The sequence below is a fragment of the Hymenobacter bucti genome (assembly GCF_042681145.1).
Classification (GTDB): domain Bacteria; phylum Bacteroidota; class Bacteroidia; order Cytophagales; family Hymenobacteraceae; genus Hymenobacter; species Hymenobacter bucti.
In genome coordinates this window covers 285,802-300,408 of the sequence record NZ_JBHUFD010000018.1, presented here as the reverse complement: position 1 = coordinate 300,408, position 14,607 = coordinate 285,802, and the positions used below count along the sequence as shown (strand labels likewise).

Annotated in this window: 11 protein-coding genes and 1 pseudogene; 5 read left to right on the top strand and 7 right to left on the bottom strand. The window is 60.2% G+C overall.

Features of this window, described 5'->3' with window-relative positions; all coding sequences use genetic code 11:
- The first annotated feature begins 333 nt into the window (after positions 1-333).
- Entirely contained in the window at positions 334-900 is a 567-nt protein-coding gene (locus tag ACFSDX_RS20370) for a zinc-binding dehydrogenase (protein WP_382316920.1), read from the top strand.
- A gap of 515 nt (positions 901-1,415) precedes the next feature.
- On the opposite strand, the gene ACFSDX_RS20365 is transcribed toward ACFSDX_RS20370, so the two are convergent.
- From ACFSDX_RS20365 to ACFSDX_RS20345, 5 genes and pseudogenes are all read right to left on the bottom strand, one after another.
- Positions 1,416-2,279: a sigma-70 family RNA polymerase sigma factor gene (locus tag ACFSDX_RS20365; protein WP_382316918.1), complete on the bottom strand. Its 864-nt coding sequence runs from the start codon at positions 2,277-2,279 to the stop codon at positions 1,416-1,418.
- Between the two features lie 260 nt (positions 2,280-2,539).
- Positions 2,540-2,935 (bottom strand): transposase, encoded by a 396-nt coding sequence (locus tag ACFSDX_RS20360; protein ID WP_382316916.1) that lies wholly within the window; start codon positions 2,933-2,935, stop codon positions 2,540-2,542.
- 606 nt (positions 2,936-3,541) lie between these two features.
- A pseudogene (locus ACFSDX_RS20355) lies at positions 3,542-3,958 on the bottom strand (transposase); the annotation flags it as partial.
- Between the two features lie 24 nt (positions 3,959-3,982).
- Positions 3,983-5,338 (bottom strand): sensor histidine kinase, encoded by a 1,356-nt coding sequence (locus tag ACFSDX_RS20350; protein WP_382316914.1) that lies wholly within the window; start codon positions 5,336-5,338, stop codon positions 3,983-3,985.
- The gene (locus ACFSDX_RS20345) at positions 5,328-6,710 is read right to left on the bottom strand and encodes a sigma-54-dependent transcriptional regulator (RefSeq protein WP_382316913.1); all 1,383 of its coding nucleotides are present in this window, start codon (positions 6,708-6,710) and stop codon (positions 5,328-5,330) included. The genes ACFSDX_RS20350 and ACFSDX_RS20345 overlap by 11 nt, the downstream gene beginning before the upstream one ends.
- Positions 6,711-7,010: 300 nt before the next feature.
- On the opposite strand from ACFSDX_RS20345, the gene ACFSDX_RS20340 reads away from it, so the two are divergent.
- Genes ACFSDX_RS20340 through ACFSDX_RS20330 form a run of 3 tightly spaced genes read left to right on the top strand, consistent with a single transcriptional unit; the run spans position 7,011 to position 11,365 of the window.
- Positions 7,011-8,270 (top strand): efflux RND transporter periplasmic adaptor subunit, encoded by a 1,260-nt coding sequence (locus ACFSDX_RS20340; protein ID WP_382316911.1) that lies wholly within the window; start codon positions 7,011-7,013, stop codon positions 8,268-8,270.
- Positions 8,271-8,302: 32 nt separating this feature from the next.
- Positions 8,303-8,986 (top strand): ABC transporter ATP-binding protein, encoded by a 684-nt coding sequence (locus tag ACFSDX_RS20335; RefSeq protein WP_022821726.1) that lies wholly within the window; start codon positions 8,303-8,305, stop codon positions 8,984-8,986.
- Positions 8,987-9,007: 21 nt separating this feature from the next.
- Positions 9,008-11,365 carry an FtsX-like permease family protein gene (locus ACFSDX_RS20330; RefSeq protein WP_382316908.1) on the top strand — a complete coding sequence of 786 codons (2,358 nt, stop codon included), beginning with the start codon at positions 9,008-9,010 and terminating at the stop codon, positions 11,363-11,365.
- 322 nt (positions 11,366-11,687) lie between these two features.
- On the opposite strand, the gene ACFSDX_RS20325 is transcribed toward ACFSDX_RS20330, so the two are convergent.
- Positions 11,688-12,425 carry an SDR family NAD(P)-dependent oxidoreductase gene (locus ACFSDX_RS20325; protein WP_382316906.1) on the bottom strand — a complete coding sequence of 246 codons (738 nt, stop codon included), beginning with the start codon at positions 12,423-12,425 and terminating at the stop codon, positions 11,688-11,690.
- 200 nt (positions 12,426-12,625) lie between these two features.
- Here ACFSDX_RS20325 and ACFSDX_RS20320 point away from each other — a divergent pair, with 200 nt between their 5' ends.
- Complete coding sequence (locus tag ACFSDX_RS20320; RefSeq protein WP_382316904.1) at positions 12,626-12,964, top strand: winged helix-turn-helix transcriptional regulator; 339 nt, start codon at positions 12,626-12,628, stop codon at positions 12,962-12,964.
- Between the two features lie 292 nt (positions 12,965-13,256).
- Here the strand turns inward: ACFSDX_RS20320 and ACFSDX_RS20315 are convergent, their stop codons facing one another.
- Positions 13,257-14,285 carry a glycoside hydrolase family 5 protein gene (locus ACFSDX_RS20315; protein ID WP_382316902.1) on the bottom strand — a complete coding sequence of 343 codons (1,029 nt, stop codon included), beginning with the start codon at positions 14,283-14,285 and terminating at the stop codon, positions 13,257-13,259.
- Between the last annotated feature and the right edge of the window lie 322 nt (positions 14,286-14,607).

Here is a 14,607-nt window from a genome sequence, read left to right as displayed (position 1 = left end):
TATTTGCGGGCGCATCTGCTGCAAGTGCCGCAGCCATTCAACGTCTTTCCCATCGCTACCGGGGTCAGTTAGCCGAGCCTGCCCTACGGCTGGCGCGATTTTTACCAAATCAGTCTCTATACGGCCGGTACTACGCAGCTGCAATACGCCGAGCACTCGCTCCGAATTGAGAGCCCCGCGCTGCTGCTTTACCATCCGCTCGCCCCCTATGCCTGCACGCCTATTAAGCCGCTGCACGGGTATTGTTGTCTGTTTACCACCGAGTTTCGGCCGACGCCAGGGCAGGGAGTACCGTGGGTAGACTCGCCCTTATTTCAGCTTGGTACCAGCCCCGTGTTTCTGCTCACCGACGAGCAGTGCGCGTTCCTGACCCAGCTTTTCCAGCAGATGCTGGCCGTGGTGGGCCTGGGCGGCCTGGGGCACATGGGCGTAAAATTCGGCGTCGCCTTCGGGGCCGAGGTGACCGTGCTCAGCACCTCCGAAGCCAAGCGCGAAGCTGCCAAGACGTTAGGCGCGCACCACTTTGTCGTCACCAAAAACGCCGCGGAAGTAGCGGCCGTGCAGGGGCAGTTTGATTTTATTTTGGATACGGTGGCGGCTGACCACGACATCAACCTGTACCTGCCCCTGCTGCGTACCAACGGCACCTACATCAACGTGGGCATGCCGCTGGCTCCCTTGCAGGTGCCCTCCTTTAGCCTAGCGAATGGCAACAAAACGGTGACCGGCTCGGGGGCCGGAGGCCTGCCCGAAACCCAGGAAATGCTGGATTTCTGCGCTGAGCACAACCTAGTGTCGGATATCGAATTGATTGCTATTAAAGATATTCACCCCGCTTTCGAGCGCATGCTGAAAGGCGACGTGCGCTATCGCTTTGTCATTGACATGGCTACGTTGTAAGGGCGGCGTGTCCTGGCAAGTTGAACTCTCAACTGGTAACGTGCGGCACGCGTTGCGCTTTCCCGAGGGGGGGCCGCTTGTTGCTCTTCTCGCAATGCAGTGGGTGAAAGCTAGCGCCATATCCTTTCTACGTGTCCTGCTGGTGGAGACTCTCGTTACAACAGGGCGAAAAAGTGCGTTACTCCATCTCTTCAACCTTACGAGTACCATTCTTACGCGCTAAACTGAACAGCCCCGACCTTTATCAAAAGGCCGGGGCTGTCTGTAGTTAACCCTTATCGTACTTAAAGTCCTCGGCGTCGGGTTGTCAAACTTAATGCTGATAAGGGGGTCTTATCAGTCCTTACCACGCTAGCCGAAGTAACGCACCCCTCTGCTTATCGCTACCTGTCTGAAGCTCGGTCGCTCTAATTTCTTACGCGATGCGTTAGCAATATGTACTGTTTTAACCCTCGCTTGAATCATGAGGCTCTAACTCAGAATGTTCTTACTTTATAAGGAAGCTGACAAAGAGGCTAACCTAGGTACGATTTGAGCGACTGCGAGCGCGACGTGTGTTTAAGGCGGCGAATGGCCTTCTCCTTTATCTGCCGTACCCGCTCGCGGGTCAAGCTAAATTGCTCGCCAATCTCTTCCAGCGTTTGCGCCGCGTGGCCATTCAGCCCGAAGTGGAGCGTAATGACGTCGGCCTCCCGCCGGGTCAGCGTCGAGAGCGCGCGCTGCACCTCCCGGCGCAATGAGTCGTGCAGCAAGCCCGCATCCGGCGTGGCTTGCCCCTCATCCTGCAGCACATCGAGTAAGCCGTTTTCTTCCCCATTTACGAAGGGCGCATCCATCGACACATGGCGGCCCGCAATTTTGAGCGTGTCCACCACCTCGGCGGTCGTTAGCTCCAGAAGCTCGGCAATCTCGTCGGGCGAGGGCTCACGCTCGAACTTCTGCTCCAGCTCCGCAAACGAGCGGCTGATTTTGTTGAGCGAGCCCACCCGGTTCAAGGGCAGACGCACGATGCGGCTCTGCTCAGCTAGGGCTTGCAAGATGCTCTGGCGAATCCACCACACGGCGTAGGAGATAAACTTGAAGCCCTTCGTTTCATCGAAGCGCTTGGCCGCTTTAATCAACCCTAGGTTGCCCTCGTTGATGAGGTCGCCCAGCGTCAGGCCCTGGTTCTGGTACTGCTTGGACACCGAGACCACGAAGCGCAGGTTGGCTTTAGTCAGTTTTTCCAGGGCCATCTGGTCGCCCTCGCGGATGCGCTGGGCCAGCTCTACTTCCTCGTCGATAGAGACCAGGCTCACTTTGCCAATCTCCTGCAAGTATTTATCCAGCGATTGGCTTTCGCGGTTGGTAATCTGCTTACTAATTTTTAACTGTCTCATTCGGGAACGGCGCTGCCTAAAGGAGGCAATAGTAAACTATAACTCCCAGAGCTGCGATTTGGTTCGACGGTCCCAGCGACGATGCCCCGCCGGAAGGGTCACGGCTGGAGCAAAAGCCTGACCGCCGTAAGTTTAGGTAGTCCATTATGAACGAATATTTTAAGGCACTATATGCGCTGAGACGGTTTGCCATTTAATACTACTTACGTAACGTTTATGAAACGCACGTGGCTGTTGCAGAACTCAGGTTCAGTTGCCACTCAATTAAGCGAGTACTCAGCAAGGAGGTGCTTCTCGCTCAGATAGGGCTCAAAGGAGCGCTTAAGCAGCCGTAGCGAGGCGGGCTGGAGGGCCAGGGCTAGGCTCACGACCCGCTTGGGCTGATGCTTGAGCAGTTCCTCGAGGTTGTAGGCAACCGCGCTGAGCAGCATGGCTTTGTGAGCGGCTGCTTGGCCTTTCGTGTTAGCTCGTCGCAGGCCGTAGTGCTGGAGGAGGCTGCCAAAAACGGGTTCTACCGTGCGTTGCCGAACCCGACGTATCTGCTGCCCCTGGCGCGTGCGCTGCCAGTACCACGCCCGTCGATAGGCCGCGTCGAAGGCCGAGCGAATCACCTGTTTAAACTGGCTGTGGGGACACAGCTCGCTTTGAGGGGGCACTGTTGGCAGTCTTTATAGGCGGCGCGATACTGCTTGACCCATTTTTCGTTCTCCGTCGTGCGAAAGGAGCGAAACGGGAGGAGCTTGTCAGCCCGGCAGCGGTACGCATCGGCCGCCGGCTCGTAGGTAAATCTCTCCACCGTGGGTTTATAAGGGCCAAAAACGGGAATCCAGGGTGGGAGGCCCCACTGCTCTAAAAAGGCGTAGTTGAAGCCGTTGGAGTAGCCTGTGTCGGCCACAAAATCCCGGAGCATTACCTCCTGGGCCCTGAGTCGGGCTTGCAGGCGCGGCACCAGGGTCGGTAAGTTAGGCAATCGCGACTATCGGCAAAATCAGCCTGGATATGGCTAATCACACCCGTGGCGGTGTCCACGGCCAGACTACAGAGGGAATTCAGCGCCCGCACTTTACCGGGTTTAACGGAGATGCGTGCTTCGGGGTCGCTGGGACTGTAATGCGTCCTATTACTTAATAATTGGGCTTTAGCATGGTGCGCGCCCAGCCCCCCAGGCGCGGCGTGGCGTTTGGCTTGACGCGCCGCGATACGCCGCAACTGCAACGCCGTCTTGGCCGTGGATAGCTCGGGTAGGACAGCCATTTCCTCGGTCACACGCAGGGGAGCGGCTGGCGCTTTTTCGCGTAAGCTATCGAGTGAGGCATTGGCTTTGACGGGAGCTGAATCTGCCGCTTGCGTATCCCCTGCGACGAGCCCAGCGGCCACACACTGGCCAAAACCTGGTCGAAGAGGTGCTCGAAGACGGTAACCGGATACAGCTGGCGGGTACGGCTGATAGTCGAGTGCCAGGGCAGGTCTTCGTCCACCTCATAGCCCAAGAAGTAGAGAATATCCAGCCGTAGGTTACAGTGCTCGACGAGGCGAAAATCACTGACCAGATTTTCCAGGCGGCTGACCAGCATCAGCTTGAAGAAGACGATGGGGTCTGGAGAGGGCTGGCTGGTGTGGCTGTAGAAGTGCTGGGTCTGCTGGTAGAGAAAGTCCCAGTCAAGTAGCTCGGCTAGCCGACGGTAGAGATTCCATTACAACCCTTAGGAAGCAGCCGGACCAGGAAACCACAGTTGAAACGCACTACCTGCCCCGGCCACGGAATGGACCTGAATGCTGCCCTGGTGCAACTGCATGATTTGCTTGGCCAGGCTCAACCCAATGCCGGAACCATTGGGGTGGGTGGTGAAAAAAGGGATAAAGATGCTGTCCAGCACGTCGGCGGGGATACCACTCCCGTTGTCTTTCACCTCGATAACCACCCGTTCCTGTTCATCGGGCCAGGCCAGCAGACTAATGCGAGGGTTAGGGGTTTGCGCAAGCGCCTGCGCTGCATTAAGCACGAGATTAATAAGCACTTGCTCCAGCAGGTGACCGTCGGCGTGCAGGGTAAGGTGGGCGGGCCGGACGCTAAGGGTGACCTCAATGCCTTGCGCAGCCAGTTGTTCCGCTAGTAGCTGCCGGGTGGCCTGGAGCAATTCCTGCACATAAAGGGTCGTACGCTGCGGCGAGGCCAGGGTGCTAAAGTCGCGGTACACTTGGGCGAAGCGCAGCAGCCCTTCACTGCGCTGCTGGATGATGCGAATGCCGGTGCCCACGTCGTCGAGCAACTCATCCGAAGCCTCCTGCTGCCGGGCGCGCTGCACGTGGCGGCCCAGTGAATCAGCCAGCGAAGCGATGGGGGCGACCGAGTTCATGATTTCGTGCGTCATCACCCGCAGCAATTGCTGCCAGGCGGCGGTCTCGGTATCGGCCAGGGCCTGGCTCACGTTCTTGAATGCGAGGAGGGTAAACGCTTCGCCGCGTAGCTTAAACTGCGTGGCCGACACGAGCAGTTGCACCGTTTGGGGACCTACCGTCAGCTTCACCACCACGGGCTGGCCGGGCACCGCCCGGCAGATGGCCTCGTAGAGAGCCGGCTGGCGGGCTTGCAGCGCCCGAATGTTTTTCAGGTACGGCAGATGCAGCGTCTGCTTAAACGCCTCGTTCACCCAGGCCACGGTGCCCGCCGCGTCGTAGGACACGATGCCGGTATCAAGCAGGGCCAAGATGGTTTGCAGGTACTGAAACTGCCCTTCCTGCTCGGCCCGCAGCTCCCGAAACGTGGTGTTAACTTGGTTGAAGGCCGCGTGCAAGGGCCGCAGTGACGCCGGGCCGGCCTGCGCCGGGTACTGCCGCGAAAAATCCCGGTACTTCAGGGCCAGGGTGAAGTCGGCCAGCGCCTGCTGGCCGCGCGTTAAATAGAGGGTTAGGTCCAGGACCAGCACTACCAGCAGCACTAGGGCCCCTAGGGCTAGCCCGTAGGCATGGTGCTGCGTGGCGTATCCGCCCGCGGCCAGCGTGGCTACCAGCAGTACTAATCGTCCCAGCAGGCGAGCATCCAGGCTATTAAATATCATGCTTTTCGAGCCGACGGTAGAGGGCGGTGCGGGTGAGGCCCAGTTCCTTGGCCGCTTTGGTGAGGTTGCCCTGGTGACGCTCAATGGCCTGCTGAATGGTATTTTTTTCTACTTCCAGCAACGGCAATGGATGCTCAGCCACATTTGCAGCTGGCGCTGCCGCCGCGGAAGCAACTGCCGATTCGGGATTCCGAAACGAGAAATCAGCCGGCAGCAGCATGGGGCCGGCCCCGAGGATAACGGCCCGCTCCACAGCATGTTGCAGTTCCCGCACGTTACCGGGCCAGGGGTGCTCCCGGAGCTTGCGCAGGGCCGCGGCACTGAATTCCGGCACGGGTTGCCGGTTGCGGGTCGCATACACCTGCGCGAAGTGCTGGGCCAGCAGCGGCACGTCGTCGTCCCGTTCGCGCAGGGGCGGCAGCGTGATTTCGACGGTGTTGAGGCGGTACATCAAGTCCTGGCGAAAAGCCCCACGGGCTACTAGGGCGTGCAACGGAGCGTTGGTGGCCGACAGCAGCCGGATATCCACCGGCACGGGGGTGTTGCTGCCTAAGGGCACCACCTGGCGGTTTTGCAGGGCCGTGAGCAGCTTGGCTTGCTGCGGCAGGCCAATGTTGCCAATCTCATCCAGAAACAACGTTCCGCCGGTGGCCGCCTCGAACCGGCCCATGCGGCTGGCCTGGGCATCCGTGAACGCGCCCTTGGTGTGCCCAAACAGCTCGCTTTCAAACAATCCTTCGCTGAGCGCGGCCACATCGGCGGCCACGAACGGCCGGGCGGCGCGGCGCGACTGCTCGTGCAGCGATTTGGCAACCAGCTCCTTGCCCGTGCCGTTCTCGCCCAATAGCAGCACGTTGGCTTCGGTTGGAGCAACCTTTTCAATAATAGCGCGCACTTCCTGCATGGCGACCGACTCTCCGAGCAGCGCGGTAGCCGCGGCCGGCCCGACTACTTTTTTCGGGGTACCCCCGCTTTTGCTGCCGGCTTTAGGTTGGAGAGCAGCGGCCAGTGTTTGCAGCAGCTGGTCGTTGTGCCAGGGCTTGAGCAGGAAGTCGGTGGCGCCGGCTTTAAGGGCGCGGACCGCCGTGCGCACGTCGCCATAAGCTGTAATTAGGATAACGGCCGTGGTGGGATTGTGCTCCCGGATGCGGCCCAGCCAATAGAAGCCTTCGTTGCCGGTGGCCTGGCCGCTGCGGTAATTCATATCGAGCAGCACGGCGTCGAAGTGCTGCTGGCGGAGCAGGGAGAGCAGCAGCTCCGGGTTGCGCTCCGTCACAACTTCCCGCACCTCACTTTTGAGCAGCAGCTTGAGGGCGAACAACACGTCGGGCTCGTCGTCTACCACCAGGATGCGGGCGTGCTTAAGATTCATGAAGAAGCGGCTTGGTAAAACGTAAAAGTCGGGGCTAGCAGGTACCCGCCCAATGCCGGCCACATAAACCGTGCAGGCCTTGGAAAAGACTGGGTCTCAGTTAGCCAGGCTGTTCTCGGCCTGGCAATAGATGCAAACTGTATCAGAACCGAACGGTCAACTGTATCAAAACCGGACGTTCGGCAACCACTAACTACCAGGCTTTCAAATCAGGCTATTGATTAGCAATACTTTGCAACAAAGGCACCGTTCTTGGCACCTCCGGTCAGTAGCTTTTTGCTATTGCCTACGCCGAATCGAATGGATGTCCTGATACCGAAGAGAAAGTGGTCGTTTGTTACTCGCTGGTGGTGGTTGGGGGCCCTGGTGCTAGCAGGCACGGGCGCGGCCGGCCTCTACTGGCCTAGGCCTGGCCAGCGGCTGCACGTGGCGGCCAGCCGGCTGACCATCAGCCCCGTCGTGCGGGGTAATTTTCAGGAATTTACGGCCATCGACGGGGTAGTGCAGCCCCTGCACACCGTGTACTTGGACGCGGCGGAGGCCGGTACGGTGCAGCAGGTATTAGTGGAAGAAGGCACGACCCTGACGGTGGGCCAGCCCCTGCTGCGGCTGACCAACCCCGACTTGCAGCTGGAAATGGTGAACCGCGAAACGGCCGTGTACGACTTGATGAACAACCTGCGCAATACCCGCACCCAACTGCTGCAAAACCGCATTCTGCGCCAGAATCAGCTGGCCGACATCGACTTCCAGCTGGCCGAGGCCCGGCGGGTGTTCGACACCAACCAGGTGCTGTACAGCCAGAAGGTGATTGCGCGGCAGGACTACTTGCAAAGCCAGAACGCCTACCGCTACCAGCGGCGCCGGCGGCAGCTGACGCAGCAGACCCTGCGCCAGGATTCGATGGCCATGCAGCAGCAGCTGGGCGCCATGCAGGAATCGGTGCAGCGCATGACCAGCAACCTGGCCCTGATGCGGCGCAAGATGGACGACCTGCTGCTGCGGGCCCCGGTGGGCGGGCGGCTCAGCTCGCTGGCGGCGGAAGTGGGCGAGGCTAAAACCCGGGGCCAGCGCCTGGGGCAGATTGATGCGCTGGCGGGCGTGAAACTGCACGCCGCGGTGGACGAGTTTTACATTGCCCGCATAGCGGCTGGTCAGGTGGGCGAAGTGGTGGTGGATGGCCAGGCGTATTCCTTGCGCGTGACCAAAATATTCGCTCAGGTGGCCAAAGGCCTGCAAATCGACCTGGCCTTTACCGGCACCCCGCCCCCGGGCCTGCGGCGGGGCCAGACCTTGCCCATCCGGCTGGCGCTGAGCACGAAGGCTCCGGCGGTGCTGCTGCCCAAAGGCGGCTTTTACCAGCAAACCGTGGGCAACTGGGCGTTCAAGCTGGGGGCCGACGGCACCCGGGCCCAGCGGGTGGCCATCCGGCTGGGCCGGCAGAACCCCGACTACTACGAGGTGCTGGCCGGCCTGCAACCCGGCGACCGAGTCGTAACCTCTAGCTACGAAGGCTACGCCGACCAGCAGGAGCTGGTGCTAGATAATGACCGCCCCTAGGTAACTAAAATTGACCCCTAAAGGATAAATCCATGATTAAGACCGAAAACCTGGAAAAGGTGTACCGCACCGAGGAGGTGCAAACCAAGGCGCTCAACCACGTCTCGCTGACGGTGGAGCAGGGGGAGTTTGTGGCCATCATGGGGCCCTCGGGCTGCGGCAAATCGACGCTGCTCAACCTGCTGGGCCTGCTCGACGAGCCCGACGGCGGTAGCCTGCAACTGCTGGGCACCGAAACCAGCCGCTACTCCGAGCGCCAACGGGCCGAGCTGCGCAAGCGCAGCCTGGGCTTCGTGTTTCAGAGTTTCAACCTGATTGACGAGCTAACGGTGTTTGAGAACGTGGAGCTGCCCCTGCGCTACCTCGGCGTGGGGGCCGCCGAGCGGCGACAGCGGGTGGAGCAGGTGTTGGAGAAAATGCAGCTCCTGCACCGGCGCAACCACTTTCCGCTGCAACTCTCGGGCGGGCAGCAGCAGCGCGTGGCCGTGGCCCGCGCCGTGGTGAACGCCCCGCCGCTGCTGCTGGCCGACGAGCCCACCGGCAACCTCGACTCGGCCAGCGGCCACGACGTGCTGGGCCTGCTGACCGAGCTGAACGAGGCAGGCACCACCGTGCTCATGGTCACGCACTCCGAGCACGACGCGCGGTACGCCCGGCGCGTCATCCGCCTGCTCGACGGGCAGGTGGTGCTGGAAAACAGCCGCAGCCAATTCTAACCGATTCCTCCTCCTTCGGCCATGCTTCCCTACCCCCTGCTGCTCCTCTACCGCAACTTTAAGCGGTTCAAAAGCACGTTCTTCATCAACCTGATTGGCCTCTCGACCGGCCTGGCCTGCGCGCTACTTATCTACCTGTGGATAAGCGACGAGCGCAGCTTCGACCGCTACCACGCCCTGGACGGCCGGCTCTACCAGGTGCTGGAAAACCGGCCCACGGCCGGCGGCATCGAGACCCAAACCGGTACCATACCGCTGCTGGCCGAGGCCCTGCGGCAGGAAATGCCGGAGATTGAATTCGTGGCCACCACCACGCCGGTCCCGTTCTTCCCCGCGTTCACGCTGGTGGCGGGCGGCCAGCACCTCACCGCCGTCGCCAAATACGCGGACCCGGCCTTCTTCCAGCTGTTTTCCTACCCCCTCCTGGTAGGTACCCCCGCCACGGTACTGCGGAATAAAGACGCCATTGTACTCTCCGAGGCCCTGGCAACTAAGCTCTTTCGGTCGCCGCAGAACAGCCTAGGCAAAGCCGTGGAATGGCAAATGGCCGACCGAAAACAGACCTGCCTGGTGGCCGGGGTGTTTGCCGGGGTGCCCCGCAACTCGTCGGAGCAATTTGACTGTGTGCTGCCGTTTGCCTCGTTCAAGGACCAGATGCAGATGAGCGAGACCATCAAGTGGGACGACGACGGCCCCTTCAGTACCTACCTAGCTCTGAAGGAGGATGCCGACCCCGCGCAGTTTCAAGCCAAGCTGGCGGGTTTGTTGAAAACCAAAAGCGCCCAGGCCCAGGCCCAGGGGCGCACGCTGTTTGTGCGGCCGTTCGCGGCGGCGTACCTGCACGGCACCTACGAAAACGGCGTCGCCACCGGGGGGCGCATTGCCTATGTGCGGCTCTTCGCCCTGATTGCCGGGCTCATTCTGGTGATTGCCAGCATCAATTTCATGAACCTGTTCACCGCCAAGGCCTCGCGGCGGGTCAAGGAAGTGGGCATTCGCAAGGCCCTGGGGGCGAGCCGCGCCGCGCTGGTGGGGCAGTACCTGACGGAGTCCGTGGTGATGGCCTTGCTGGCCCTGGTCGTGGCCGTGGGGCTGGTACAGCTCGTGCTGCCGCAGTTCAGCGAGTTGACAGGCAAGCCGCTGGCCTTGCGTTGGGAGTGGCCGCTGGTGGGGGCCAGCCTGGCCCTGGCCCTGGGTACAGGGCTGCTGGCGGGCAGTTACCCCGCGTTCTACCTGTCGGGTTTTCAGCCGGCGGCCGTGCTAAAAGGCACGCTGCCGACCCGGGCCGGCGACGTGTGGACGCGGCAGGGCCTGGTCGTGCTGCAATTTACGCTCTCGGTGCTCTTCATCGTGGCCGTGGTGGTCGTCAACGCGCAGCTGGCGTTTGTGCAGCGCCAGCCGCTGGGCTACAACAAAGCCCACGTGCTCCGCTTTGATACGGGCGGCAAGGCGGCGCGTGAACAGGCGACTTTTCTGAGCGAGGTGAAGAAATTGCCCGGCGTCGTGCAGGCGTCCAGCGTCTTGGGCGGCTTCCTGGGGGGGCGCCACATCGAGGAGATAAGCTGGCAGGGGAAGCGCCTGCCCGTCGGGACGATGCTGGTCAACTATGACCTGGTGGAAACGATGGGTATGCACCTGGTAGCCGGCCGCAGTTTTTCGCGGCAGTTCCGCGCCGACAGTGCCGCCATCCTCGTCAACCAGGCCCTGGTGGCCGGCCTGGGGATGCCGGACCCCGTGGGCCAACGACTCGACGGGGCCCGCATTGTGGGCGTGGTCCGCGACTTCCACTACGAGTCCCTGCACGAAAAAATCAAACCCCTTCGCCTCCAACTCGACCCCCAGATTAACACGGTGCTAGTGAAGCTCCAGCCCAACGCGGAGCAGGCCACGCTTGCGCGGCTTCAGCAACTGTATGCCGCCTACAACCCCGGCTTTACGCTCGACTACACGTTTCTGGATGCTGACTACCAGGCCCAGTACGTGGCCGAGCGGCGGGTGGCGGTGCTCGCCCGCTACTTCGCCGGACTAGCCATTCTCATCTCCGCCCTAGGTCTGCTGGGGCTAGCCGCCTTCACCGCCGAGCGGCGGCGCAAAGAAATTGGCATCCGCAAGGCCTTGGGTGCGAGCGAGCTAGGCATTGTGTGGCTGTTAACCAGCAGCCTGACCTGGCTAGTCGTTGTGGCCATCGTATTGGCGCTGCCGCTGAGCTACCTGCTCCTGCAGCGGTGGCTGGAAGGCTTCGCTTACCGCGTGGCGTGGCAGTGGTGGTACTTCGCGGCGGCCGGGATGGGGGCCCTGCTCATTGCCTGGCTCACGGTAAGCGTGCAGGCTTGGCGCGCCGCCCGCCGCAACCCCGTGCTGAGCCTGCGGGCCGAGTGATGATAGGCAAATAAGCTGGCCGCGCCCATTCGCTAAAAGGCAGGGAGCTACCCTCGTAAATTGGGAAATGTCGTTCAACGAAAGCGCCTACCCGTTCTTTCTGTTCCTGCTCTTTGCTACCTCAAAAAGCACCACGCTAGTCGCGCCCCTGTAGGAGAGTAAAAATCTACACGTATTCCAAAATTGCGGTCACAACACGTATCATGTAGTTGAACAAAAGGAGGAATAGCTACTAGCATCAGCTTAATAGTTATTCCTCCTTTTGTTTAATTCCTGGCGGCAAGTAATAACTGACCCCAGTTATTTCCAGCGCGAAGCGACCTTAAATAGCGGAAGTCCCACCATCGACGGCCAGCTCTACCCCATTCACGTAGCTCGAGTCGTCGGAAGCTAAGAACAGCGCCACCGTCGCAATCTCTTGCGGGCGGCCCATCTTGCCCCGCGGAATCAGCGCTTCAAATTGCCGCTTCGTTTCGGCGTCAAACACCTGGTCTTGAATCGGGGTTGCAATCTGCCCCGGGCTCAGCACGTTCACCCGGATGTTCCGGTCCTTTAGTTCGTTGAGCCAGGTGCGGGCGAAGGAGCGCAATGCCGCCTTGCTCGCCGAATACACACTATAGGTCGGCCAGCCTTTGACCGAGGCAATCGAACTGTTCAGGATGATGGAGCCGCCTTCGTTAAACAGGGGCAAAGCCTTCTGGACCGTGAAAAGCGTGCCCCGCGTGTTGACATCGAAAATGGCGTCGAACTGCTCGGGGGTTATCTCACCGAGCTTGCGCGCCTCTCCCGCCACGCCGGCGCTGGCAAACAGCACATCGAGGCGGCCCTTTTCCCGCTTGACCGTCTCGAACAGGCGGTCTAGGTCGTCGAGGTTGGCCGCGTCACCCTGCACGCCGGTGACGTTGCGGCCGATGGTGCGCACGGCTTCGTCCAGCCGCGCCTGCTGGCGGCCCGTGATGAAGACGTAAGCGCCTTCTTCCACAAATAATTGGGCGGTGGCCAAGGCCATGCCCGAAGTGCCGCCCGTAATGACGGCTACTTTTCCGGTGAGCTTTCCCATAGTAGGAGGTAAATGGAGGAGTGATTGTCCAGTGGATAGCGTGCGTGCGCAAAGAGACGGTAGAGGCGAACTGACGCGCCATCCATGCTGGTTACTTAAAGCAACTATCTACTGTTACTTTTTGTTACTATAAGTAATCATTTTTCTCCGCAAACTGGTTACCTACTCGTACCTATTCCTTTCTTACCGACTCTGCTCTCATGCGTGACGCCGCTTTTCGCACCTCTACCTGCTCGATGACCCGCACCATGAGCGTGCTGAATAGCAAGTGGAAACCTATTATTATCGTGATGCTCACCGAGCGGCGGCGCTTTGGCCAGCTCGCGCAGTTCATGCCCCTCATCTCGCGCAAGGTGCTTGCCGAGCAACTCAAAGAATTGGAGGAGGACGGCCTCATTTGCCGCGAGGCCTTTGCCGAGATACCGCCCCGGGTGGAGTACTCGCTCACGGCGCATGGGCAGGCCTTGCTCCCTATCCTAGACCAGCTCTGCGCCTGGCACAGCGCGGCGCCCGCTACGCAGGCAGCTGAGGCAACCTAACCAAAGGAGTAGTGCTTTCAGAAAGGAAATAGGTTGAGAATTCCATTGGCCCCGAAAAGTGCGCTTTGTTGCGGCCCCTCTCCTACCCCAATGAGTTCATGCAAGAAGCCCTCCTCTTACTGATTTAGGAACTGGGTGCTGAAAGCTTTGGCAGGCTAGCCTTGTGATTCACCCTTTATAAGCCGGGTACTGCCTCAACCTGTTTCCACCTGATTCGCTCGCTACCGCGTACGCCGGCAAGTGTACCGTCTGGGCAGCTCTGACTCCGCCAGCGGGTGCTATTCCCCGCAGGCTATTGCTCAACATTATACTTGCGCAAATACGCCCGTACTTTCCGGCCTGATTCTTTTAAATCTTCGTCCTTCCAGGGACCGGTGGAACTGGCTGTTTTTTGGAGAATGGAGCAAGTTTCGTCCTTGTCCGATACCGACCAGGTAATCCAGCTCAGGCCCCGCGCTTCCAGCCAGTCGATGTAGTCTTGCCAGGCCGCGTAGTCGAGCGGACCATCGCCGGTTGCGGCCATGCCGGCCGACTCAGAAACGAAGATGGGCAGCCCGCTTTTCAGCGCTTCGTCGGTGCGGTCGCGCAAGGCCTTCTGGTGGGTGGCCGCGTAGAAGTGCATGGTGTACATTAGGTTCTGCTGGCCCCGGATGGGGTCGGCGGCGGGCAGGTGCACGTCCTGGTCCCAGTGCGGGGAGCCCACCAGAATGATGTTGTCGGGGTCGTTTTGCCGAATCGTTCGGATGATTTCCTCGGCGTAACTCTTTACCTCACTCCAACTTTCCTGGTCGGGCTCGTTGAAGAGCTCGTAAATGACGTGGGGCTGGTGGCCGTATTTCTTGGACACTTCGGCAAAAAAGACTTTGGCTTCGGCCAGATTGATGTTGTGGCTGTGCCAATCGATGATGACGTAGATGTCCGCCTTGATGGCGCCCTCCACGACGGCGTACAGTTTCTGCTTCGAGAAAGTCGGGTCTTTCTGGTAGCAGCGTTCGCCGACCTCAATACCCATGGCTGCGCGCACCACCGTGCAGTGAAAGTCGTCTTTGAGCCACGCTACGCTTTGCGCATTGTAGAAGCGGGGCCACAAGCTGTGCCAGCCGTAGCTCAGGCCCCGCAGCATCAGCTTCTGGCCGTTTTGGTCGACCAGTTGCGTACCCTTAACGCGGAGCTGCCCATGGGTGCTGACAAATTTGGCTGGGCGAGCGGCTGGCTTACTGGGGACCGCCAGCTGCGTAGCAGTCAGGGATAATGGAGGGGTACCTAGGGGAAGCAGCGCGCCCAACAAGGAGAAGGCGAAGAGGTAGTGAAAGCCAGGCATACGGGCTGGAGGTTAAAGTCAGAGGAGGTGCTCAACTGTCGAAGCCAAAGGGGGCCGGCTAACAGAGGAAGGGGCTGTTTTGGCAAAGAAACTTCCCATTCCGTCATTAGATTCCGAAAAGTTGTTAGACCCCGTTAGTGGAAACCCTACTTTTAGAGCCTACTATTCATCTATATCCACCCTCCAAAATAGGCCGTTTACTAAATGACTATAGGGGATGCCTTTAGCCAAAACCACTTCTTTTCGAAAGGTCGTTCTCTCAGGCCCGCCTGTTTTACCTACTACCGCGCCTCCACCCAAAGGCAAGGTAACTGCGGCCTCG

Excerpts from the sequence above, each read along its gene's own strand:
- ACFSDX_RS20340 (WP_382316911.1), top strand. The coding sequence starts at position 7,011 with ATGGATGTCCTGATACCGAAGAGAAAGTGGTCGTTTGTTACTCGCTGG.
- ACFSDX_RS20365 (WP_382316918.1), bottom strand. The coding sequence starts at position 2,279 with ATGAGACAGTTAAAAATTAGTAAGCAGATTACCAACCGCGAAAGCCAA.
- ACFSDX_RS20330 (WP_382316908.1), top strand. The coding sequence starts at position 9,008 with ATGCTTCCCTACCCCCTGCTGCTCCTCTACCGCAACTTTAAGCGGTTC.
- ACFSDX_RS20345 (WP_382316913.1), bottom strand. The coding sequence starts at position 6,710 with ATGAATCTTAAGCACGCCCGCATCCTGGTGGTAGACGACGAGCCCGAC.
- ACFSDX_RS20315 (WP_382316902.1), bottom strand. The coding sequence starts at position 14,285 with ATGCCTGGCTTTCACTACCTCTTCGCCTTCTCCTTGTTGGGCGCGCTG.
- ACFSDX_RS20350 (WP_382316914.1), bottom strand. The coding sequence starts at position 5,338 with ATGATATTTAATAGCCTGGATGCTCGCCTGCTGGGACGATTAGTACTG.
- ACFSDX_RS20335 (WP_022821726.1), top strand. The coding sequence starts at position 8,303 with ATGATTAAGACCGAAAACCTGGAAAAGGTGTACCGCACCGAGGAGGTG.
- ACFSDX_RS20325 (WP_382316906.1), bottom strand. The coding sequence starts at position 12,425 with ATGGGAAAGCTCACCGGAAAAGTAGCCGTCATTACGGGCGGCACTTCG.
- ACFSDX_RS20320 (WP_382316904.1), top strand. The coding sequence starts at position 12,626 with ATGCGTGACGCCGCTTTTCGCACCTCTACCTGCTCGATGACCCGCACC.